The sequence below is a fragment of the Vibrio sp. RW genome (assembly GCF_027587105.1).
Classification (GTDB): Bacteria; Pseudomonadota; Gammaproteobacteria; order Enterobacterales; family Vibrionaceae; genus Vibrio; species Vibrio toranzoniae.
In genome coordinates, this window is the sequence record NZ_JAPPTM010000017.1 from 54,531 (window position 1) to 78,158 (window position 23,628).

19 protein-coding genes, 2 pseudogenes and 1 riboswitch are annotated in these 23,628 nt (G+C 44.3%); of the genes and pseudogenes, 5 read left to right on the forward strand and 16 right to left on the reverse strand.

Annotation, left to right across the window (positions count from 1 at the left end; translation table 11 throughout):
* Positions 1-37: 37 nt before the first annotated feature.
* Positions 38-137: riboswitch (purine riboswitch) on the reverse strand.
* A 209-nt stretch (positions 138-346) separates the two neighbouring features.
* Complete coding sequence (locus OCT63_RS14930) at positions 347-841, reverse strand: GNAT family N-acetyltransferase (protein WP_060469682.1); 495 nt, start codon at positions 839-841, stop codon at positions 347-349.
* Positions 842-1,353: 512 nt separating this feature from the next.
* Between OCT63_RS14930 and OCT63_RS14935 the strand changes: the two genes are divergently transcribed.
* Positions 1,354-1,851 carry a fasciclin domain-containing protein gene (locus OCT63_RS14935; RefSeq protein WP_269983972.1) on the forward strand — a complete coding sequence of 166 codons (498 nt, stop codon included), beginning with the start codon at positions 1,354-1,356 and terminating at the stop codon, positions 1,849-1,851.
* Between the two features lie 79 nt (positions 1,852-1,930).
* Here the strand turns inward: OCT63_RS14935 and OCT63_RS14940 are convergent, their stop codons facing one another.
* The 3 genes from OCT63_RS14940 to OCT63_RS14950 form a co-directional block, all read right to left on the reverse strand.
* Positions 1,931-2,395: a GNAT family N-acetyltransferase gene (locus OCT63_RS14940; RefSeq protein WP_269983973.1), complete on the reverse strand. Its 465-nt coding sequence runs from the start codon at positions 2,393-2,395 to the stop codon at positions 1,931-1,933.
* Positions 2,396-2,407: 12 nt separating this feature from the next.
* On the reverse strand, positions 2,408-2,911 hold the full coding sequence (locus OCT63_RS14945) for a YgjV family protein (RefSeq protein WP_269983974.1): 504 nt from the start codon (positions 2,909-2,911) through the stop codon (positions 2,408-2,410).
* A gap of 148 nt (positions 2,912-3,059) precedes the next feature.
* Entirely contained in the window at positions 3,060-3,881 is an 822-nt protein-coding gene (locus OCT63_RS14950; protein ID WP_443088552.1) for a PhzF family phenazine biosynthesis protein, read from the reverse strand.
* A 252-nt stretch (positions 3,882-4,133) separates the two neighbouring features.
* Here OCT63_RS14950 and OCT63_RS14955 point away from each other — a divergent pair, with 252 nt between their 5' ends.
* Positions 4,134-4,358 carry a PAS factor family protein gene (locus OCT63_RS14955; RefSeq protein ID WP_161684231.1) on the forward strand — a complete coding sequence of 75 codons (225 nt, stop codon included), beginning with the start codon at positions 4,134-4,136 and terminating at the stop codon, positions 4,356-4,358.
* Between the two features lie 297 nt (positions 4,359-4,655).
* Positions 4,656-4,838 (forward strand): hypothetical protein, encoded by a 183-nt coding sequence (locus OCT63_RS14960; protein WP_017058452.1) that lies wholly within the window; start codon positions 4,656-4,658, stop codon positions 4,836-4,838.
* A 117-nt stretch (positions 4,839-4,955) separates the two neighbouring features.
* Here the strand turns inward: OCT63_RS14960 and OCT63_RS14965 are convergent, their stop codons facing one another.
* The 7 genes and pseudogenes from OCT63_RS14965 to OCT63_RS14995 form a co-directional block, all read right to left on the reverse strand.
* Positions 4,956-6,248, reverse strand: a complete 1,293-nt coding sequence (locus tag OCT63_RS14965; protein WP_269983976.1) for an alpha/beta fold hydrolase — start codon at positions 6,246-6,248, stop codon at positions 4,956-4,958.
* Between the two features lie 354 nt (positions 6,249-6,602).
* Entirely contained in the window at positions 6,603-7,340 is a 738-nt protein-coding gene (locus OCT63_RS14970; RefSeq protein WP_269983977.1) for a DUF3726 domain-containing protein, read from the reverse strand.
* A pseudogene (locus OCT63_RS14975) lies at positions 7,337-9,180 on the reverse strand (hypothetical protein). The gene OCT63_RS14970 and the pseudogene OCT63_RS14975 overlap by 4 nt, the downstream one beginning before the upstream one ends.
* A 232-nt stretch (positions 9,181-9,412) precedes the next feature.
* A pseudogene (locus OCT63_RS14980) lies at positions 9,413-11,007 on the reverse strand (BCCT family transporter).
* A gap of 229 nt (positions 11,008-11,236) precedes the next feature.
* Positions 11,237-12,232, reverse strand: coding sequence for a membrane dipeptidase (locus tag OCT63_RS14985; protein WP_161674633.1), 996 nt, complete (start codon positions 12,230-12,232; stop codon positions 11,237-11,239).
* Between the two features lie 165 nt (positions 12,233-12,397).
* A complete protein-coding gene (locus OCT63_RS14990) occupies positions 12,398-13,858 on the reverse strand; it encodes an aldehyde dehydrogenase family protein (protein ID WP_077681554.1) in 1,461 nt (486 codons plus the stop codon).
* A 205-nt stretch (positions 13,859-14,063) separates the two neighbouring features.
* Entirely contained in the window at positions 14,064-14,462 is a 399-nt protein-coding gene (locus tag OCT63_RS14995) for a RidA family protein (RefSeq protein ID WP_004741170.1), read from the reverse strand.
* A gap of 157 nt (positions 14,463-14,619) precedes the next feature.
* On the opposite strand from OCT63_RS14995, the gene OCT63_RS15000 reads away from it, so the two are divergent.
* Positions 14,620-15,510, forward strand: coding sequence for a LysR family transcriptional regulator (locus OCT63_RS15000; RefSeq protein WP_269983979.1), 891 nt, complete (start codon positions 14,620-14,622; stop codon positions 15,508-15,510).
* A gap of 255 nt (positions 15,511-15,765) precedes the next feature.
* On the opposite strand, the gene OCT63_RS15005 is transcribed toward OCT63_RS15000, so the two are convergent.
* The 5 genes from OCT63_RS15005 to OCT63_RS15025 form a co-directional block, all read right to left on the reverse strand.
* Positions 15,766-16,311 (reverse strand): RNA-binding S4 domain-containing protein, encoded by a 546-nt coding sequence (locus OCT63_RS15005; protein ID WP_269983980.1) that lies wholly within the window; start codon positions 16,309-16,311, stop codon positions 15,766-15,768.
* A 117-nt stretch (positions 16,312-16,428) separates the two neighbouring features.
* Entirely contained in the window at positions 16,429-18,051 is a 1,623-nt protein-coding gene (yejF, locus tag OCT63_RS15010; RefSeq protein ID WP_269983981.1) for a microcin C ABC transporter ATP-binding protein YejF, read from the reverse strand.
* 9 nt (positions 18,052-18,060) lie between these two features.
* On the reverse strand, positions 18,061-19,083 hold the full coding sequence (locus tag OCT63_RS15015; RefSeq protein ID WP_004730360.1) for an ABC transporter permease: 1,023 nt from the start codon (positions 19,081-19,083) through the stop codon (positions 18,061-18,063).
* A gap of 31 nt (positions 19,084-19,114) precedes the next feature.
* Entirely contained in the window at positions 19,115-20,203 is a 1,089-nt protein-coding gene (locus OCT63_RS15020; RefSeq protein ID WP_060469694.1) for a microcin C ABC transporter permease YejB, read from the reverse strand.
* A gap of 12 nt (positions 20,204-20,215) precedes the next feature.
* Complete coding sequence (locus tag OCT63_RS15025; RefSeq protein ID WP_269983982.1) at positions 20,216-22,111, reverse strand: extracellular solute-binding protein; 1,896 nt, start codon at positions 22,109-22,111, stop codon at positions 20,216-20,218.
* A 342-nt stretch (positions 22,112-22,453) separates the two neighbouring features.
* Here OCT63_RS15025 and OCT63_RS15030 point away from each other — a divergent pair, with 342 nt between their 5' ends.
* A complete protein-coding gene (locus tag OCT63_RS15030; RefSeq protein ID WP_269983983.1) occupies positions 22,454-23,491 on the forward strand; it encodes an endonuclease/exonuclease/phosphatase family protein in 1,038 nt (345 codons plus the stop codon).
* Positions 23,492-23,628: the final 137 nt, after the last annotated feature.

The window sequence follows — 23,628 nt, forward strand, 5'->3', positions numbered from 1 at the left end:
ATGTTTTTTGAACGCCATTACAAAGAGCAAGAACACTATTGTGGTCTAAACCCTTCGTAATCAGCACTTTGCGGGAGCTGGTAGAGACCCCCAAACCATATCATTGGGGTTATACGAAGCAAACTGTTGTAACTATACAGAATCAGATGGGAATTTCACTAACCAATTACTCAGTAATATTGTGAACTCAACAACCATACTGAATTAATCCAGTTTGCGCTGCGCTATGGTTTGGGATAAATAATAACCCATTCATTCTATATAAAATCCCCAAACAACAAACGGTTTGGGGCTGTCAGTTATCGCTGTAGTATCTGTCCACTAAAGGTAAACGAATAACGAGATATTAGAGGTAATCCGGTCGAATTCTCGACATTAATAACATATCGATGTATTTCCCGGCTTTGAATGTACTGAGCCTTTTAGTGCCTTCAAATTGAAAACCGACACCTTCATACAAAGCAATTGCGGCGTGGTTATCAGCATGAACCTCAAGTTCAAGGCGCACGAGATTAAGCCAGTTATCCGCCTGGTTGATTGCTTCTTGCATTAATGCCTTACCGACCCCTTTGCCGTGGGCATCAGGATGAATCGCGATACCAAGCCCTGCGCAGTGTCTGTCTCTGACCTTCGTGGTCATGAATAAGGTCATATGTCCCACGACTTTACCCGAGACTTCAGCCACCAAAGAAAAATGATCAGAATGTCCAAACAACCTTTCAACTTGGTCTGAACTAAGGAAAGGCTTTTGTGAAGTATTTTCAGATACTGATGGATGCCGATAAATATCGAAAATATCTGAATTGTCCGTGAGTTCAAGATGTCTAATTTGTATTTCCAAAGCACTTCCTTATTAATTCTTCCTACCTGTAACCTATTTTTCATATTACGGATAGCAACGAGCACCTACAACCTTAGAAGGTGGTAAGTAATCAAGATACTTGAATCAATAATAAAGAGAAAGCTAAACGAATAATGAAAATTGCAGTTTGGAATCTGAGTGTGGCTAGAATTTATCGTCGACACCAACAGTTGCTAACACTTACTCGGAGTTATAAAAATCGATATTAGGACCAATCTTGATAACCTATCAAATCACCTTTCGCGTCCACATTGACGCAAATCCCGATAGTAAAACAGGTAAAAAATCATATTCACATCCATTAATTGAGTAATTACTTTCAGCTATACGTAGATAAGTGAAATTATAACAATGATTTAGCAGTGTATTTTTATTCGTATGATGACGTTGGCTATCAAAGGATGTTGATCGAAGGTTCAGTTAGTTGATCTATCCAGTTTAAACTTTCGTAGTGATTGTCGGAAATACAGACAAACTCAAAGGACGACAATATGTTTAATAATTTAAGTAAGACTCTGTCAGTACTATTTGCATCGCTTCTTTTCACAGCTTTTGCTCATGCGGATCATCATGGTATGAAGAAAGACATCGTTGACGTGGCTGCAGAAAATGGCTCGTTCACAACCTTAGTCGCGGCGGTAAAAGCAGCAGGCTTAGTCGATACATTGAAAGGCGACGGACCATTTACCGTATTTGCCCCAACCGATGAGGCATTTGCTGCACTGCCAGAGGGAACGGTCGATATGCTGTTGAAACCAGAGAATAAAGACAAGTTAGTCGCAGTGCTGACTTATCATGTCGTACCTGGGAAAATTATGGCCACAGAAGTCATGAAGCTTAATAGTGCTGAAACGGTGCAAGGGGAAGCTGTAATGATAGCAATTGACGATGGTAACGTAATGATTAATAACGCTAAAATCGCAATGCCAGACGTTGAAGCAAGCAATGGCGTAATCCACGTGATCGATAAAGTGTTACTGCCAAAGTAAGCAAAATAGATAAACACGAATAATTCCTAGAGGGTGTGATTGGTTCACGCCCTTTCATCCTTTGCTACAGATTAGGTTATTAGGTCACTTTCTCCATAACGTAATTTGTCAGCTTAACTCCACGCATGTCGACCTCCTGCTCATCCACAACCGTAAAACCAAAGTGCTCATAGAAAGGCTTGGCGGTAATACTCACCTCAGAGAAAAACCGAGTCACTCCGAGATCTGCACCAATAGAAAACACATGTTCCATTAAGGCTCTTCCTACACCTTTGCCCTGGTATTCATGATGACAGAAAAAATGATCAATCAACCCATTCGGTTGAAGGTCGCTATAACCAACCACAACTCCCTCTAACTCGGCCACGAAGGGTTGTATACGGTGCAAACACTTTTGCCAAAGTTCGGAGTCAAAATAACTTGGTGCCCAAGCCTCGACTTGTTCTTGAGAGTAATCACGAACGTTAATATTACGAACGGTATTAAAGTAAATTTCCCACAGTGCTTTGGCGTCACTCGCTTGATAGTTTCGAATTTTAACCACGACGTACTCCGTTTATACCACTGCACTTTTTTTGAAATAAAAACGGTAATAACCCACTAAATTGCTGCATATAAACAAGACTTCCATTACCACTGCGGTTGGAGAGCCAACCAAATAGTTATGAATTAGCCAAAAACTGGTTCCTATTATCATCAACTCTCTCAAGCGACGATCGTCTTTATTGAACGCCGCTAAAGTTTGAAAAACTGAAGCCAAACAACTTAATACGCTCACAACCCCAGAATAAGTAAAAACGGTTGCCACTAATGACATAGAACAAAAGAGGTATTTTAATTTAGGTGATGTCGAGAACACACTCGTCAAATAACGTACAGTCGCGATAATCATCAAACTCGCCGCTGTCCATTGCTCAAGAAGAATGAAATGACTCGAAATAAGAACGCCAGCGAAAAACAAACACGTAACGATTTTCTTCCTTTCTTTGAACTGAAAAGACAACAAGTCGAAACATATAGCGATGGCGACGAGCACTTGTGAAAGGTAGAAGGCTGACACGGCGATTCCTTAAATAATGACAATGACACTTTAGCTATTTAGTCAATCAAATAGGCATGACTGAAGAATAAGCCCGACTAATAAAAACAGACATTGAAAATAAGAGCAAGTTAGAAAACGCAAGCTCATAAGATAACTTGCTTAGAACCTACAACTTCAATATTCCACTGATCACGGTAGTTGCAGTACCAATCAGCTTAATCCGCCCATTCGTTTGTAACTTCGTAGAAATATAACCACCACGATACGATGCTTGATAAGCGTCAAAACTGCGTTTATTCAACTTCTCTGACCAGTATTGAGTCAGAGCGCAATGCGCCGAGCCAGTCATTGGGTCCTCATTAACCCCCACCCAGGGAGCAAAATAACGAGAAACAAAGTCGAGCTCAGGGTTCGATGATAATGCCGTCACCACAACTCCTCGCCCCTTAATGCCTTTCAAGGCATCAAAGTTAGGTGACAAATTTAATAGTACATGCTCATCGACGACTTCTATTAACTGCTTTGAATCAAACTCCCTGAATGATACAACTTGATTCCGTGCTAAGCCCAGATATTCAAGCAACGCTCCGTCGGGATCAGAACCCGATGATAAATCAGTACTAGGGAAATCAAGCTCGATAGAAGACTCACAAACGGTGGCAGCTAACTCTCCAGACAAAGTATTAAACACGACTCGGCCACCTGCTTTCACAAACCCTTGTTCTTTCAATACGTGCACTGTCGCCAAAGTGCCGTGTCCGCATATTTTCACTTCAACTTCAGGCGTAAACCATCTAAGCGTCATGGTGTTAAGCGCCAGAAAAGCCGTTTCTGACACCGCCATCTCTTCTGCTATTGAAAACATTAATGACTCATCCAAGGGCTCTTGTGAAATACAAACCCCTGCTGGGTTTCCTTTAAAAGCTTGAGTTGTGAACGAATCAACCTGATGTATATCTAAATCCACAATGACTCCTAGTGCGAACATAGGTTAAATATTGTTGATCACAATAAGCACAAATACTCTCTGCTACAAGTAGCGAGCAAAAACTATTGTCTACGTCTTATTGATTATAGAGAGCCTAATTACACCAGTTTCGACATTTCAGTCACCACACGTTTTAACTAACTGATTACATAATACAGTCAATTCACACATAATGAGATCGATATCGCAGAACAAAAGTGAGACTGAGTGCATAATCCTCCTTATTTTGTAAAGGTTTACTAAGGACCATCTATGGATACAACAGCTCTCATCTACGATACATTGGAAGGGTTATCGAACGCTGAGCCGCAACAGCACGCTCAAATTCGCCAAAATCTCTATAACCAATTGGATTTATCATTTGAGAAACAGTTAGCCTTGTATTCAAATGTCCTAGGTCCAGCCAGTGCAGGGCGTATTACCGACCTAGAAAGTGCCGCTATTTCTGCAAGTAAAAATCTTGGTCTGAAAAAGTAAACACTCCGTTATACGGATCGTTTGATACCATCGTTAAAGGCGCTGCTTATATGCAGCGTTTTTTATACGAGAAAAGTACATTCTACCTTTCATCCTAAGCAAAACTTACAATAACCTTGACCTCTCCACACCGCACCGACCTCTCAAAATTACTTGTTACAAATGTATATAACAAATTTATCAAGGTTATCGCTCGATACATTTGGTTAATCTTATGTTTCATATTTAACAGGTGCGCAACCATGTCTAAATGACTAATGTTAGTAGCACGTTAACCACACATTAGATGGAATGCTCATGAGAGTACTTATTGAATATACACAAACAGGCAAATACCGAGACCATGCGTGGGAAGCACTAACCATTCGTTCAAAGGGCGAAATTCAAGCTGTGACTCCCTCTTATGCGGCTCAACTTATCGAACAGAATCGCGCCAGCTTAACGACTACCGAAACTCAAGATATCGTCATCCAGCCCTAATGGTTTTAAAAGCTACCCCTCCTAGTTCTTAATATCTAAGTTCGATGACCTAATAAAAACGCTGCACGGATGCAGCGTTTTCTTGTTTCTGGCGTCTTTTTAACGAAGCTAGCTTAATTACTTTGGCAGGTTTTCTAACGATTCAACCATCGTCATTAATTTATCGATAATTCTTTTGCCGTCTACTCGCAAGCCGTTGTGTTCATATTCATTAGTGATCCATGCCTTTGAATTTGGAATAGTCGCCAGTGTTTCACGGCTGTAATCCAGTTCAACGTACATATCATCCGCGTAAACCGCACATGCCATCGGCACCGTATTCTTGCTCAGCTGTTCTGCATTATACAACTTGCCCCAATCCGCTTTCTCAGCCAAAAGGTTCGCCGCTTCACGTAAAGGTTTCAGTGTTTCTAATTGGTCAAACATCCACGGGTACACCATTTCTCCAGTAAACCAGAACTCACTACCCGATTGGTAGTTAAAGTGTGGGTACTGTTGGCGAACTCTGTGTGCAGACCATTGTGAGGCCTTGCCTTGGCAGTAAATCGATTCATGCAAGATCGCGTAGATTGGATTCGTCAGGTAGCCCTGCTCTTGCTGCATTTGATTTAAGAAGCTGTAACTCAACTGCTTGTTACCATTCACTTCGACAAAGGCACTCTCTAACGTGAAGTACATAGGAAGGTTTGCTTCACCGCCGCCAAGGTTAATACCAATCAACTGGAACTGTTCAACCGTAAACACCTGACCATTCGGTAGTCTCACGTCGTTGTTAAGCAGGTAATCAGAAATCTCACGACACATAGCTTGCGCTTGTGGGAACTGAGCGAAGAAAGCTCTGTTTTTGTCTTCTACACGCTTGTAGGTCGCGCGATAAACGTCGTCAGCGTCACGCTCAATAGACGGAACTCCACCCGTGACATAACAGCGTTGTAAGCTTTGTGGGAAAAACGATAAGTAACTCAATGTGCAGAAGCCACCAAAGCTCTGGCCAATCGTCGACCATTGTTTAACACCGAGCTGCTCTCGAATCGCTTCCGCGTCACGAACGATGTTGTCTGCTCTGAAATGCGTTAAGTACTCAACTTGTTGCTCTGGAGACAAATGCGCCAACGTTTCATGGCTGATCACCGTGCTGTTGCCCGTACCACGTTGGTCTAGAAGCAGAACACGGTAGTTTTGCAATGCACGCTTTAGCCAACCCGATTGGCCGCTCACTCGTGGAGAAGGAAAACCTGGGCCGCCTTGAAAGTAGATCAACCACGGCAGTTCTTGCGCATCTTTAGCGAGATCAACTAGCTCACGTGCGAAGACTTGGATCTGTTGTCCATCTTTTGCTTGGTAATCGAGTGGCAACTCAAAAGAGTGCTGACGATACAAGGTCGTTCCATCAATAAAGTTAGCTTGCACGCTTCATTCCTTTTTATCTGATTCTAAAGTCATCGGTACGAATAATAACGGCGCCCGTTGGCACCTAGAATTAGCAAGATACGCATAGTGGCTTGTAAAATAAACCGTTTGTTTAACCTGAATGTGAAGGTACTTCATTAAATCACCAAATTAGCTTTAAACACGTAACAACTTGCATAAAAACAGAAGATTGAAAGGGTGACCTATTGGGAGGAGGAATGAGTACGGGTGACAAATAAAAAGAGCTTAACGAGGTGAGGATACGTTAAGCTCTTTGGTTTTATCTGTATTAACAAACTAACTGGTCCATTTGCCGTTAATCTATCGAATCGTTAGTTCTGACACATCTAGCAACTATGAAGCCGTCAGTTCACCTGCACCTTGAGTCGAGCGTTCGCTGCTCTGAACTAAGATTGCGGTAGCGGTCTCTTTCAGTGTTGCCCACTCTCCATCATCAACCTCGATACCATCGTTCCATGCTTTCTCTTGAGTTTTAAAAAGCGCTTCCGATTCAATGTGTGTTTGGTAGCCATCTGACAAACGTTCGATATCGAAATCCTGGACGGAAAGTTCGATGGTCATATTGTGGATATGTTCGACCGATGCCAGTGGCAAATCTGATAAAAACAGTTCAGGTGCAACGCAACCACGATTAAGCACATACAAAGTGCTCTTAGGGTTAGAGCCGTTATCCCAACGTGCCATGCACGCGATGCCTTTCGCTGCCAGCTTTACAAGCTCGCTATACGCTAACCAACGGTTATGACAGTTATTAAGCTCAATTTTCAGCGTCTTCTTGCCGACCATTTTTTCAATCGCGTAATCAATCACCACTGGAAGGTGACACGCCAAACTCGCTTTGTGCAGGTCGACTTCAACCGTGTTGTCGCTACGCACTTGAATGTCCACGGGGCAATCGTCTTCTAGCCCAATGAAGTTGCTCGCATTGTTAAAGTGACGAACACCATCCAAACCCACCATTTGTAAATCTGCCACCATGTTCGCTATCACATCGGCTTCACCACATGCACGACGCATACCCAAAAAGGCTTTATTGACGGCCGCTACCAGTTCATTGTGAGAAACGATCATAACGATTTACCTCCATGTTGGCCTTTCGTACTTGTACTGCGAATAGGTGCGCTGTGAATAGGTGTGCTGTGAGTTGAAACACTTTGCGAAGCAGACAGTTCAACTTCACTTGGTAAGACTGGGAACACCCATTCGTCCTGATGAATCTCATCAAGCAATGGCGCACCTTGGAAAAACGTTACGCGTACCCAGCGATCTGAGCGAGGATCAAACTTAGTCGCACCAAACATCGCAAGCTTACAACGCAGTAAGTGCATTGGCGGCGAATCTTGGTGAAGCACATTCATTTGAATGTCCCCCATCGCTTTGTTACCTAGCGTCCAAACACGGCGCGCAATTGCACGATGCTGCGGTTGTTTAACAAGGAATTCAGCCAATGAAAGCTCAGGCGCGAATTGCAATAAAGCATGGTATAGACGGTAAGCTTGACGACCGATATCCAACGGCAGTTCACGCTCTTCACCTAGTTCCTCGCCTCGCACTCCAAGCCTTGGCTCTTCTTTGTCTTGAGAGCGATACCAGAACCAGTAGTTGTTCTCTGCTTTGGTAAAGTCGGTCGTGATCGCCCAACGGTACTTTTCTTCTAGTACAACAAGAAGGTCTTGAATCTTTTTGCCACTAGGAAGTGACAATGTTTCGCTGCAATTCATTTGCTCTTGATGGGCGTCCACTAATTCTGGGTACAATTCCATCAAGCATGAGATAAGGATTTCTTGGGCTTCCATACTCATGCGCTTAGATTGCTCGACAAACTGCGACCATGTCTCACACAGGCTGACAGACGTTTCTAGCGATTGTTCTATTTCTTTCAAATCATCAACAGCAGCTTTGTTCAGCTCTTGCTGCGTTTCATTGATGGTAACGACTTGCTCTAAATGACAAATCGCTTTTTTAACTAAGGTACGTAGTGGCTCGATCAACGCCGTATCAGTGTGACTCGCCAATACTGCAGCCAATGCTTGTTCACGGGTTGTCATCCATTGATCGACAATCCTTGGGTGGTTAATAAGGTATGGCGCCATGCCTAAACCTGTTGCATTACCCACACCTAAATAGCGCTGTAATCCACGGTGCAAAGTAATTGCTTGTTCGCCGCCTTGCTGCTCAGCTAGGGAATGAACCCAATCTAGGCTGAACTCGCGTAGCATATAAACCGCACACATTTGAGCACTGAACGACTGGTTAAAATCTGGATTGTTTTCCAATATTCTAAAATCAGCAATACCAAATTTTCCATTACCATATACCGCAGTCGTTCGTAGGATGTAGCCAACTTCAGCTAGCTCTTTTGGCGTTGGTTGAACACCTTTAGCCAAGTGACTAACAATATGTTCAAACACACGCACACTTTTGTTGGCACGCGCTAAAACAAGCACATTGTTAGAGTTACGACCTGCTTCTTGAAGCGGTACATTCGTACGAAGTCTTTCAAGTAGGGTGACATCAACATCACCAAGAACAAGCGCAAACGTTACGTCCCACTTTTCAGCAATTACGCGGTCATTTCGTTCGTCGTCTGCAATTTCATCACAAAAAACAACCAAATGATAAACATGATTTGGCGTCGCTAGCTTATAGATAACGTGACCAAAACCTTGAGCGTCTAATTGCCACTCATGCTTAGTCACTTTCCATTGCTGTTGCGCCATTTTACGAATCAGAGTTCTTACGAAGCTGATACGTGTTTGGTGCATAGCACCCAGTCTTTCCGGTGCCATGACGACGGTTGCGTCACGTAGTGCTGATTCAGTGTAGGTAGAACGATGTGCATCCATTTTGCTCACCACCTTTGTAGTTATAAGGAACTTGCTAGCCATTCAGAACTGGACGTTGCCGTCATTTAAAGCACTTGTTATTAACAGTATGCTGGTTAGCTTCCACGTTTTTGATAGTTATTGAAGCAAGCGAACTCGCCCATTATTATTTGTTCTGACTAGGTCTCTTCACCTAAATAATGCCGTCTGATGTATCTTCACCAGTACGGCTTTCCCCTTTTTTCAGTGTTTCGTATCAGCCTTTTTTCAAAAACTGATTTGTTCTTATTTCATCAATTTCTTACAGCGTCTTCTCTTTTATAAACCTTGCTCTTTCGCCATCTTGATTGCGATCTGAGGCGCATTCCAAAGCGATGGTAATAAAATTAAGGACACTGGTACCGCAGTGATAACAATGAAGGATTGCAGCGCTGAAATACCGCCAGAACCTAGGGAAATCAGAATTAACGCTGTTACCCCCATCATCACACCCCAGAAAGTACGAATAATTGCATTGGGCTCTGTCTCGCCACTGATCACCACACTGATGGTGTAAGTCATTGAGTCACCGGTCGTTACGATGAAGATCGTGGTTAAGATCAAGAACAAAATAGAGATAAGCATTGGCATCGGTAGCTGCTGAGTGACCGCCAGTAGCGCGCCGGGTAAGTTAAAACCTTCGAACGCTTTACTTACGCTACCTGGATCTGCCATTTCGAACGCAAGGCCAGAGCCGCCCACAATCGTGAACCAAAAGCAAGTAACAAACGGTGCGATAAGACTAATGGTTGATACCAATTGGCGAATACTACGACCGCGTGAAATACGAGCAATAAAGATTGCCATCATTGGGCCGTAACCTAGGAACCAACCCCAGAAGAACACGGTCCACCAGCTCAACCAACCTTCGTCACCGCGGTATGTTGCCATTGGGATGAAGTTATCAATCATGCTGCCTACACCTTGAATATGAAGTTTGTTGGACCAAAAATCAGGATGTAGACCATCAATGCCATCGCCAAAATTACGTTGTAACGGCTTAGCATTTGCATTCCGCGGTTAAGACCACTTAATGCCGACAATGTGTACAGAACGATAGCAAACAAAATGATGATCAGTTGGGTCGTGAAACCGTCTGGAATACCAAACAATTCGTTCAGAGCGTAGCTCACTTGCAAGCCCAAGAACCCGATAGGACCAATGGTGCCCGCCGCTACTGCGACAATACAACATGCATCAATCAATGCGCCTGTATGGCCTTTCAGTGCTCGCTCCCCTAAAACTGGGTAAAGAAGAATGCGAGGCTTAAGCGGCAAGCCTTTATTGTAATGGAGGTGCATAACCACAATCGAGGTCAAACTCCCCACAATGGCCCATGCTAGGAAACCCCAGTGCATGAAGGATTGCGATAACGCATTCACCGCGCCTTGCTGTGCATTTTCTTGCGTGCCATACAATGGTGGTGGGCTAACGTAATGTGCAATCGGCTCTGCTGCCGCCCAAAATACACCGCCACCAGCAAGTAGCGTACAGAAGATGATCGCCATCCAACGGAAGCCGTCCATTTCAGGTTTAGCGATGCCGCCTAGGATAACCTTGCCTGTTCGCCCTGCCGCTAGGCCAAGACCAATAAGAAAAGTCAGAAGAAGAAGCATTTGCCAGTAAGGACCGAACACTTTTACAGACCATGCAAAGCCCGCATTTACTAAACTTGATAACAGCTCGCCATCAAATAGAGCAAGTGCCACGAACAGAGCGATAAAACCGCCGCTGTACCAAAGTGCAGGGTTGGATAGTCCTAATTTGTCTGACGTAGACCCTGACTCGTTTGTGTTGCTTTTTGCATTACTTACTGTGTGTGCTTGACCCGCATTTAAGCTTGAAGATTTCACGCTATTGGTTAAATCAGACATACTCTGACTCCAGAGGTTTCTTTGCAGCTGTCATTTGAATGATGACTACAAGGGTGTATTTAACACCTGCCCTATTGTTTTTTGTGTTGAGCAGGCTAATCCATGTTTGGGTTACCGCGTTGCGAAATAGACCGTTGTTCCTTTTGAATAGTGAAATTGGTTTAAGCAGCACTTGCTCATTGAACGTTTGTTAGAAGGCTGCTAATTCGATGATGGCTCGCGAAAACCGTTAACCCTTGGTTTGAGGCTCTAGGCCATCTTTCAAGAAATTAAACCAGTTTTCTCCCAAGACTTGTCCAGCTTCAGACTCGCTGAAACCATGACGCATCAATCCGTTATATATGTTTTCCATACCCGCACTACCGCAGAACCAAGGCAGCGCATCTGGCCAACCTGAGTTGTTCGCAGAGCCTTCGCCATAGTCCATTGCTTTAGACCAACGACCATTTCTCATCCATTCAAGAACGGCTTGAGGTTGGTTTAAGCATAGGTCACTACCAATACCTAGGTGTTCTACGCCAACCATGTCAGCGGTAGTCGCAACCATTTGGCAGAAATCTTCCAACGTACATTGACTGCCATTTGGTAGATGGAATGGGTATAAGCTGAATCCGATTAAGCCACCGCGTGCGGTTAGGGCTTTAATCACATCGTTTGATTTGTTTCGTAGTGCATCATGAGCAAACGTTGGGTTCGCATGGCTGATACAAATAGGACGAGAAGACAGGTCAATCGCCTCAAGCGTTGAACGCTCGGCACTGTGAGACATATCAATGATCATGCCCACTCGGTTCATCTCTTCGATCGCTTGCTTACCAAAGCGAGTAATACCGGTGTCGTTCTTCTCGTAGCAACCCGTCGCCAATAGGCTTTGGTTGTTGTACGTCAGTTGCATGATCAAAAGACCTTGCTGACGCATCACTTCGATAAGACCAATCTCATCGTCGATTGGAGAACAGTTTTGAGCACCTAGGAAAATGCCGACTTTACCGGTCGCTTTTGCAGTCTCAACATCAGCCATTGAATGAATCGGCATGATGAGGTCTGCGTTCTGCTCGAATCTTAAGTTCCACTCTGCAAAGCGAGATAAGGTTTCACGAGCTGTCTCGTGGTAAACCGCGGTAGCGTGAACTGCTGTAATGCCGCTCGCCTTTAGTGTTTGGAAATATTCTCTGTTCCAATTGCAGTATTGCAATCCATCTATAACAATCCGTTGCTGGTACATAACCACTCCTATTGAAAGCTCAGTGTTCTAGCTCGGTTTTGAAAACACGCTCAACTAACATGTTTTCAAAAATGGGTTAAATCACTTATCTAATTTCGTTTGCTGCTTTAGTTTTAATGTTGGCCTGACTCTGTAAATCAGGCCAACTCTTATATAGAAAACTGATTAGTAAGGACGCTGGTAAGCTGTCTTCACCACTGTGTAGAACTCTTTCGCGTATTGACCTTGCTCACGAGGACCGAAGCTAGACTCTTTACGGCCACCAAACGGTACGTGGTAATCCGTGCCTGCTGTTGGTAGGTTGACCATCACACAACCTGTTTGCGCTTGTTGCTTGAACATCGCGCTAGTACGTAGGCTTTGGGTAATGATACCGCCCGTTAGACCAAAGCGAGTATCGTTGGTTGTCGCGATAGCTTCTTCTAAGTCAGCAACACGAATCACGCTTGCCATTGGTGCGAACACTTCTTCTTGGTTCACTTCCCAATCGTTCTTAGTGTTCAAGAACAGCGTTGGAGACATGTAAAAGCCTTCGTGTTTCATGCTTAGGCGTTCGCCACCAAATGCTAGCTCACCGCCGCTTTGACGTGCTTTCTCAACCCAACCAAGGTTTGCTTCAAGTTGGTTTCCATCGACAACAGGGCCCATGAACACGCCCTCTTCTAGTGCGTGACCCACTTTCAGCTCACTCATGCGTTTGATTAGCGCTTCAACGTATTGATCGTGGATGCTATCCATAACCACAAGGCGAGAAGACGCTGTACATTTTTGACCAGCACCCGAGAACGAACCTGCAATCGTTGCATCAACCGCAGTTTGGATATCCGCATCGTCTGCGATAACAAGTGCGTTCTTACTGCCCATTTCTAGTTGGCAACGAACGAAGTTTGGCGCTGTAGCAGCTGCTACTTTGCGACCCGTATCAACAGAACCGGTAAAGCTCACACCGTTCACTTCTTTAGAGTTGATCAGTGCATCACCTACCGTTGAACCGCTACCTAGTACAAGGTTAAACGTACCTGCAGGTATACCTTGGCGGTGGATGATCTCAGTAAGCGCAACCGCACTTGCTGGTGTGAGGTTTGCTGGTTTCCAGATAACGCTGTTACCGAAAGCCAGTGCTGGAGCAATTTTCCAAGCAGCCGTTGCTGTCGGGAAGTTCCAAGGAGAGATGATGCCGATAACGCCTACCGCTTCACGAGTCACTTCAACAGAGACGCCAGGGCGTACTGATTCAGCGTTGTCGCCAATTTGACGAAGTACTTCTGCTGCAAAGTATTGGAAGAACTGACCAGCACGGTAAATCTCACCACGACCTTCAGCAAAAGGCTTACCTTCTTCACGAGAAAGCAACGTGCCTAGTTCATCACAACGTGCAATCAGCTCATCACCAATCGCTTGAAGTACCGCCTGCTTGCGTTCAATTGGCGTTTTTTCCCACTCTGGTTGGGCGTGTTTCGCCGCTGAAATCGCTTGTTGAACTTGTTCAGCACTTGCTTGTGCAAAGTTACCGATGTTTTCAGAAATATCTGATGGGTTGATGTTCGCAACGGTGCTTACACCCGCTTGCCATTCGCCGCCAATGTAAAGTGCGTTTTCTGCTTGAACATTCTGTAATTGAGTCATCATTCTGTCCTTGTAACGGTTAGGTTGCGGTCGAGTCTGGCAACCATCTGATTAATGAATAAAACGTTAATTTATATAAGGAATAACGTTTAAATCTTGTATCTAAAACTGAACCAAGTCGCTTGTATCAATAAAGATCTTTACAGACTAATTTCTTTACAAACAAATAGCTTTAATCCGCAAATAGCCTTAGTTCACAGTCGAATTATTCAGGTTGAGAGGCTGATGCGTAAACCACGAACTCAACCAGCATCTCTTCTCTTGCTAACCCTGCAACGACGACCGCCGCACGGTTTGGATAAGGTGCATTGAAGTATTCTCCGTATACGCTGTTTACCGTTTTTAGGTATTCACGGTCTGTCACGTAAATTAGAACTTGCAGCACGGAATCCATAGATTCGCCTGCACACTCCAACGTATGAACAAGGTTGTTAAAAGTCTGACGAGTTTGCGCTTCGATACCGCCCTCTACGACTGCGCCCGTTTCATCAATAGGAATCTGCGCGGTGTATAGAGTACCGTTATTTACGATCGCCCACTCTAGTGGTGCTTTTGAAGCAAAAAGAGCGGTTTTTACTGGGTGTTTTTTAGTTTGTGCGTTCACGATTCCATCCAACTTTGTAACAACTATGTTTCAAGATAGTTAAATACTGCACCTTGACGAATGATAAATCTAACGGTAAATTTTGTGCATTTGATAAATAAAACCTATCACTATACAAGAAGCAAGGTATAACAAGGGCTAGAGAAGGATCAGTGCCATGAGCATTAAGCTACAACAGTTAAAACATTTTGTTTTAGTGGTCGAAGAAGGCGGATTTCGAGCAGCGTCTCACCGTGCAAATCGATCGCAAGCGGCACTTTCTACCTCAATAAAAGAGCTAGAAAAAATACTCGGCCAACCACTGTTTGAAACCGGCAACAAATCCACACTGACTCCTTTCGGGGAAATATGCCTGCCAAAAATCATTCAGTTTCTTAATGTTTACAATGCGTTAGACAATGACTTACGTGCAGCCGCGGCAGGACAACAAGGAAGAGTGCGAATAGCAAGCGTGCCATCGGTCGCCGCAAAATTAATCCCTAGTGTTTTAGGAGCATTTTGTGAGCAGTACCCGAATGTAGAAGTGAGTTTGATTGATGATAATGCGGCTGGTGTGGAGGCAAGATTACTCTCTGGAGAAGTGGATGTTGCCCTCGGAAATAGCTCCCATTTAGAAGAAGAGAGCATCGATTTCACGCCATTGCTCTCTGATCCTATTGGTGTGGTCTGCCTCAGAGACAACCCTATCGCCTCTCAGTCCGAGGGAATAGAATGGCAAGCTTTGTTAAAACAGCCGTTCATTCGCAACGGGACGTGCACCCTACTTGACCCAACCCCGGCGCGCATGCTCAGTGAACAAGCTTTGTATTCAGTAGAGAACATTACTTCCCTGTTTTCTGTATTAGAACTCGGGATAGGCGTGACCACGCTGCCTAAGCTAGCCTTCCCAACCAATGAAACCCGCTTGGTGTGGATTCCGTTGATTGACCCGCCGTTACAGCGTCAAATCGGTATTTTTAGATTAGCCGACCGTACGATTTCGCCACAAGCTCAGGCTTTTCATGATCTGTGTATCCAATACCTCAGCTATGGAGACGACAAAGCGTAACTCATTAAATACATGGTTGGTCAGAATTAGAAACTTTCACACAGTTCAACGACTCGTTGGTGCTAGGCATACATATAGCTTTTTCAAGCAAGCCTTAAACCCAGATCATAGGTTAAGTCTAGCGGATCAAAAAAGGCTCACTAAATAGTGAGCCTCTCGATACCTATTCAACACAAACCGAGGTTGAACGTTGCTTAAATTTCAAAAGCATAGCTTTTAGAGCAGCAATTTAGAGCTGTACTTTAGAACTATAGTTTAAAAGAATTCAATCGAATTACGGCCGCTTTTATCGTCACGTTGGGGCTTTGGCGTGTCCGCTTTCTTTTTCGATTTGTTTTCTTTCTTCTCTTTTTTCTCTTTCTTAGGTTCAGCTTTAGCGCTTAGTATATCTGCAGTGCTGCGCTGTGATTCTTTCTTGCTTGAACCCTTTTTAGACTGGCCTTTCTTCGCCTTGTTATTTTGTTTAGACGCTTCTTTCTTTTTCGGCTTTTCTGATTCTTCTTGTACTGGCTGATCACACACCACTACATAATATTCTTGGTTGAATTCGAAAAAGTCACCATCGTACATCTTGCGGCGCTTACGCGTTTCTAGCTCACCATTTACCGCTACGTAGCCTTCAGAAATGATGTGTTTAGCCTCACCGCCACCGCTTACTAGGTTAGCAATCTTAAACGCTTTGTAGAGCTCGATTGGCTGAGAAGAAACATCGATACCAATGGCTTCGATTTCAATCTCTTCGCCTTCTTCACCGTGCTCGTAACCTTCGTAATCAGCGTCTTCGTAATGTTCTTGGTCCATGGTGACCTCTACCTAAATATGTACTTCTGAAATATTGGGCGCAGTGTAATAGTAAAACAAGTAAATGACCATGTTGAATTCAACCAGAGTCCATTTGTTTTAAATAAACTCTCTGCGTTATAAAACCCCACCAACATTCGATAGGCTAACCAGTTGCTTGGTGTATTCATGCTGCGGATTACCAAACAAAGTCTCAGTGTCACCCTTCTCTATCACCTCACCCGCTTTCATCACGATGGTGTAATGACAGAGGGATTTCACGACATTCAAATCATGGCTAATGAACAGGTACGTCAGGTCATACTTTTCTTGCAGTGACTTCAGTAGATCCAACACTTGCGCTTGGACGGTCCTGTCGAGTGACGATGTTGGTTCGTCTAACAAGATAAACTCTGGCTTTAAAATCAGTGCGCGTGCAATAGCGATACGCTGCCTTTGTCCGCCAGAAAATTCGTTGGGGTAGCGGTGACGAGTTTCAGGGTTGAGGTCGACCTCTTTCATTACGTCACAGATGCGTTGGTCTAGTTCGTTCTCGTCTAGGTCTTGATGCACAAGTAAACCTTCACCAATCACTTGAGCGACCGACATTCTTGGGTTCAATGCCGAGAATGGGTCTTGAAAAACTACTTGCATGCGGCTTCGAAACGGCCACATCTGTTGTCGGTTTAAGCCTTGAAGCTGTTCGCTCGAATAAGTAATCGAGCCTTCACTCTCCACCAACTTCAATATAGCCATACCGGTTGTCGATTTGCCCGAACCACTTTCGCCCACAAGGCCGATTGAGTGCCCTTTTTTCAGAGTAAACTCCATGTCAGTGACCGCTTTAACATGTGAAATCGTGCGTTTGAACAAACCGCCCGTAATCGGGAACCAAACGCGCAGTTGGTTCACATCAAGCAGAGGTTTACTTTCTGGTGATACGGGGACAGGCAAACCTTTTGGATCGGAGTTGATGAGCTTTTGAGTGTAAGGGTGAGCAGGCGCGTTAAACAGCGTTTTGCAATCGTTACTTTCAACAAGGCGACCGTCTTTCATTACCGCGACTCTGTCGGCAATTTTACGAACGATACTCAAGTCATGGGTGATAAAGAGCATCGCCATACCCAACTCTTGTTGCAGATCTTTTAACAGGTCGAGGATCTGCGCTTGTACCGACACATCCAATGCGGTTGTGGGTTCATCCGCAATAAGCAACTCTGGCTCATTGATCAGTGCCATCGCTATCATCACACGTTGACGCTCACCACCGGACAACTCATGTGGATACGCTGAAATTTTTTGCTCTGGGTAGCGAATACCCACCTTAGAAAGCCACTCTATCGCCAAGGCTTGCGCTTTATTGGTTCGCATACCGCGGTGAATAGCGAGCGTTTCAACCAACTGTTTACCGACTCGATGAAGCGGATTAAGCGAAACCATAGGCTCTTGGAAGATCATTCCAATGCGGCCACCTCGAATCCCACGCAACTGCCTTTCAGAACAACTCAGAATATCAGTGCCAGAGAAATTGATCTTACCGTTTAAGTAATGAGATGAACCTTTAGGTAGAAGTTTCAATACTGAGTTAGCCGTAACCGATTTACCGGAACCACTCTCACCCACCAGAGCGAGCGTTTCACCTTTGTATATTTCTAAAGAGACATCTTGTGTCACTTGTTCTATCGAATCTTTTCGCCCGAAACCGACAGACAATTTGTCGATAGTTAGAACTGGAGAAGCAGGAGCTGTATTTGAAGTCATAACTGATCCTTACTTCTGTTGATGTGGATCGAAAGCATCACGTACCGCTTCACCAACGAAGACAAGTAACGTCAACATCAGTGAAAGCACGACGAAAGCAGAAATGCCAAGCCAAGGCGCTTGCAAGTTAGCTTTACCTTGCGCCAATAGCTCACCTAATGAAGGCGAACCCGCAGGAAGGCCAAAGCCCAAGAAGTCTAATGAGGTTAATGTGGTCACCGAGCCAGAAAGGATAAATGGCATCATGGTTAGTGATGCGACCATCGCGTTGGGCAGCATATGACGAAGCATAATGCGTTTATCGTCAACGCCCATAGCCTGCGCGGCTCTTACGTAATCAAAGTTTCGACAGCGTAAGAATTCAGCTCGCACGATGCCAACTAAACTCATCCAACTGAACAGCACCATAATCCCGAGCAACCACCAGAAATTCGGCTCAATAAAGCTAGACAAAATAATCAACAAGAACAGAGTCGGCATTCCAGACCAGACTTCAATAAATCGTTGCCCAAACAAGTCGACCCAACCACCGTAGTAACCTTGAGTCGCCCCGACGACGACGCCGACCACGCTCGATACAATCGTCAGAATAAAACCAAACAGAACAGAGATACGGAATCCATAAATGATGCGAGCTAATACATCACGCCCTTTATCATCGGTTCCTAGCCAGTTGACTGAATCGGGTTCCGATGGCACCGCACCTGAAATATCGAAGTTTATCGTGTCGTAACTGAACGGGATGATTGGCCACACGATGTATCCGCTGTCTTCGATAAGTTCAATAACATATGGGTCTTTATAATCGGCTTCAGTTTCAAACTCGCCACCAAATTCCGTCTCGGCGTACTCATTGATAACAGGCACAAACCACTGATTATCATAAGAAACCAAGAGTGGTTTATCGTTGGCTATGATTTCAGCGAACAGGCTCAATCCAAACAAGATGGTAAATATCCAAAGGGAGATAAAACCACGCTTGTTTGCTTTAAAACGTAACCAACGAGCTTCAGCTAAAGGGTTGTTAAACATTTATCATCAATACCTTGTTATTCATTCGCCATTAACGCGCTTCAAAATCAATTCGAGGATCAACCCAGGTATACGTCAGGTCGGAGATAATGCTCAGCACCAAGCCAAGCAAGGTCATGATATAGAGAGAGCTGAACACCACTGGGTAATCTCGCTGAATGGTCGACTCAAAGCCTAGCAGACCGATGCCTTCGAGTGAAAACATCACTTCAATCAACATAGAACCCGTGAAGAAAATACTAATAAACGCGCTTGGGAAACCAGCAATAATAATCAACATCGCGTTACGGAAAACGTGCTTGTAGAGAATACTGCTCTCGTCCAAACCTTTCGCTCGTGCGGTCACCACATATTGCTTATTGATTTCATCAAGGAAGGAGTTTTTGGTCAGCATGCTGAGCGTGGCAAAGCCACCGATAACCATCGCAAAAATCGGCAATGCTAGATGCCAGAAATAGTCTCCTATTTGCTGATACCAGTTGAGCTGGTCGAAGTTACTCGACACGAGTCCACGCAATGGGAACCAACTGAAGTAGTTACCACTCGCGAACAAAATAATCAGGATGATCGCAAACAAGAAGCCCGGAACGGCATAGCCAACAATTACCACTGCGCTCGACCAAATATCAAAGCGAGAACCGTGATGTATCGCCTTCATAATGCCTAGAGGTATCGAAATCACATAGATGATTAACGTACTCCACAACCCCAAGGAAATGGAGACAGGTAAACGCTCGATGATTAAATCAATCACGTTACCACCCTTAAACAGGCTTTCACCAAAATTAAAGGTCGCGTAATTTTTCAACATATCGAAGTAACGAACGTGAATCGGCTTATCAAAACCAAACTGTTTTTTGATCTCTTCAACCACTTCAGGATCAAGCCCGCGCGAGCCTTTATAGCCACTGACTGACGCTTGGTCACTTTCGCTTAAATCAACCTCTTGTCCACCACCAGAAAAACGCTCCATGATGCCAGAGTTGTGCCCTTCTAATTGGGCAACGGCTTGCTCTACCGGGCCACCAGGGGCGATCTGGATGATGAAAAAGTTGATGGTGATGATCGCCCACAGCGTGGGGATCACCAACAGTAAACGTCGAAATATATACGCGGCCATGCTAACTCACTCCTAGCGACGCTTTTCAGGAAGCAAAGCCGCCTTCTCTTCTGAAATCCACCATGTATCAATGCCTAAATCGTATTTAGGTAAGACATCAGGACGCTCAAACTTGTCCCACATTGCTACGCGGTATTCACCAACGTGCCATTGCGGGATATTGTAGAAATTCCACTGCAATACACGATCTAGTGAACGACCTAACGTAAGCAATTTTTCTGGATTCTGTTGATTACTCGCGATTTGTTCTGTTAACGCGTCAACCACCGGATCCATTACACCGGCGGTATTGTAAGTAGAATCAATGTAGTTAGAGTTCCATACGATCATTAAGTTTGGACTAGGGTAAGGATTTGCAGAAAACGACGAAGACACCATGTCGAAATCTCGATCACGAAGACGCTTGATGTACTGAGTGGTATCGATGGTACGGATCTTCATCTCGATACCCATTCGCTGTAAGTTCTTCTGAACAGGTGTAGCGATACGCTCCGTGGTAGGACTGTAAATCAATAACTCAAATGACATTGGCTTGCCGCTCTTTGCGTTGGTCATTACTTTGTCTTTCAGTACCCAACCCGCCTCTTTCAATAGTTTGAAAGCGGTACGCATTTGGCTACGGATACGCCCGCTGCCATCGGTTACTGGCGGCTGGAATTCTTCAGTAAACACTCGTGGTGGGATTTGATCTTTATACTGCGACAGTAATTCAACTTCGTCTTCGCTTGGTAAGCCTTTCGCTTCATAGTCTGTGTTTTGGAAGTAACTACGAGTACGTTTGTATTGGCCATAAAACATGTTCTTGTTCATCCACTCAAAGTCCATCGCGTAGGTTAACGCTTCACGAACTTTAGGATCAGAGAACACAGAAGATTGAATGTTAAAGACAAAACCTTGAGTCGTTTCTGGCTTCTCATGTTTGATCTCTTCTTTGATGATGTAGCCTTTGTCGAAGTTGGCGCCTGTGTAAGAGTTGGCCCAGAACTTAGCCGAGTTTTCCGTTCGAAGATCGAATTCCCCTGCTTTGAAGGCTTCTAGCATTACGGTGTCGTCACGGTAGTAATCGTATTGCACTTCCTTGAAGTTATTGCGGCCAACATTAACAGGCAGGTCGGCGGCCCAGTAATTTTCATCTAAACCGTAAGTCACGCTTTGACCCGATTTATAGCTGATGATCTTATAAGGGCCGCTGCCTACAGGCGGTTCACTTAGAGGTTCAGACAGCTTTCTGTCTTTCCAGAAATGTTTTGGTAATACGCGAGTACTTTGGGCAAAGCTAAACAACTTCTCGCGGTTGGGCTTGTTCATCTCAATACGAACAACCGAATCAGAAACAGCCGTTACTGATTCAATTTCTTTGTAATACACTCGGTATTGAGGCACACCCTCGGTTGAAAACTTATTAAAGGTGAATGCTACATCATGAGCCGTAATAGGCTCTCCATCATTAAACTTAGCTTTTGGATTGATATCGATTTCCATCCAAGTGAAATCACTGGCGTAGCGAACCTTTGAGGCGATCAATGGATAATACGCATCAATCTCGTCGCTCGGAGAAAACATCAAGGTATCGTAAATCTCTCCGGTGTAACTTGCCGCAACGCCGCGAGAGCCGAATCGATTAAAGCTATCGTAGGTGCCAATGGTGCCATAGGTTACTTTACCTAGTTTTGGCGCATCAGGATTCACGTAATCGAAATGAGTGAAATCGACAGGATATTTTGCTTCACCAAAACCGACCAGTTGCGTGGTTTCAATAACGGTGACAGCAGGCGTTGATTCGGTATCAGAGGCGTGTGTAACGGAGGGATATAGAGCAATTAGCGGCAGCATGACTGCACATGACTTCAAACTAGACCTGAAAAACTGAGTGCGCTGCGAGGCTTTGCTTCGGAAATCTGTTCCCATTTGACTCTCCCTTCAAATGTTATAAATTCTATATCCAACTTGATTAACTGGCTTTAAATGCACACCGTTAAAGCAAGTATAGGTTCAAATCTAACATCATGTAATAACTAATAAAACCATCGGCACTCTATCTCTTACCGTTTATTTATAAATTACTCGGGTCTATTCAAAGCAATTAGATGGGATAGACTAAGATAAGAGCCATTAAAATTTCTCTATCGAAAGCGACATAAACCTCAACGAGCCTTGTTTACTCCACAAATGAAGATGCCGCTGCTAAATGATCAACATAATCACGTGAGTGAAGTATCCTTGTTAACTTGCTCTAAATGGAATAACACTTTGAATAGACCAAACCAAATAACATTCTCAACGTTCAATCTTTTAAACTACCTCGAACCACCGAATGCTTATTATGATTTTGAGAACATCTACAGCTTCAAGGAATGGCAAAAGAAACAAGGCTGGATAGCTGAAGCGATTCGCTCATCTGATTGTGATGTGATTGGCTTTCAAGAGATATTTAGTCCGCAGTCTTTAGAGCAGTTAATGAATGATCTGGGTTATCCCTACTTTGCGGTTGTCGATAACGCGCACATTGAAGATGATTACCTGTATACCTCACCGGTCGTGGGTATCGCATCCCGCTACCCAATTGAAAAAGTACAGCCAGTTAAACCAGATTCAGAGTTCCTTTCAGCCTTCAATCTTAGTGACAATTTTTCCTTCAACCGAACGCCTGTTCATGCCACGATTACATTACCTCATTTAGGTTCAACCGACTGTTACGTTGTGCACTTCAAATCACAGCGCCCGACAGAACCTAAAACTGAATCTGTAGACAACAATCAACCAGGTAAAAAGCCGCAAAGCGACACCTTGGTTAAGCTTCATCAGGAACAACTAGGCTCTTGGCTATCAAGTGTTCAACGTGGCCTAGAAGCTCAAATGCTGCACCAGTACATCACCAATCAACGCTACCAAACGGATCAACCTGTTGTGTTGATGGGCGACTTTAACAAGCCTCTGTTTAATGATGAGTTTAAAGGGCTGCTGAGTTACTCAATCAACCGAGACGAAAACAGCAAGCATTGGCTGTCCCACTTCCGCTTAAAAGACAGCTGGGATCTTTATCATCAATTGCATGAAGAAGACTTACTTGAACAACGCAAACCAACCCACTACTACGGTGCTTCTGGATCTGTACTGGACTACATTTTGATGTCCAATGAGTTCGATTGTCAGAACTCATCAAGCTTGATGGAGATCTCTAGCTACACAGTGCTCGACCATCACCTCATCAATCCCAGCTTTGCACACGACCAGTTCAGTACCGATCACGCTATTGTCTCTGTAACAGCCCATATCCGAGAAGCGTAAAATAAGTAAATCAACACATTCACTCTGCAAATAATTCGTGATTACGATCACCAAAAAACGCCCCATCGAAACGTTTCGATGATCGCTATCACACTCTAAAACAATCAGACGTGCAAATGATAAATCACACATTATTA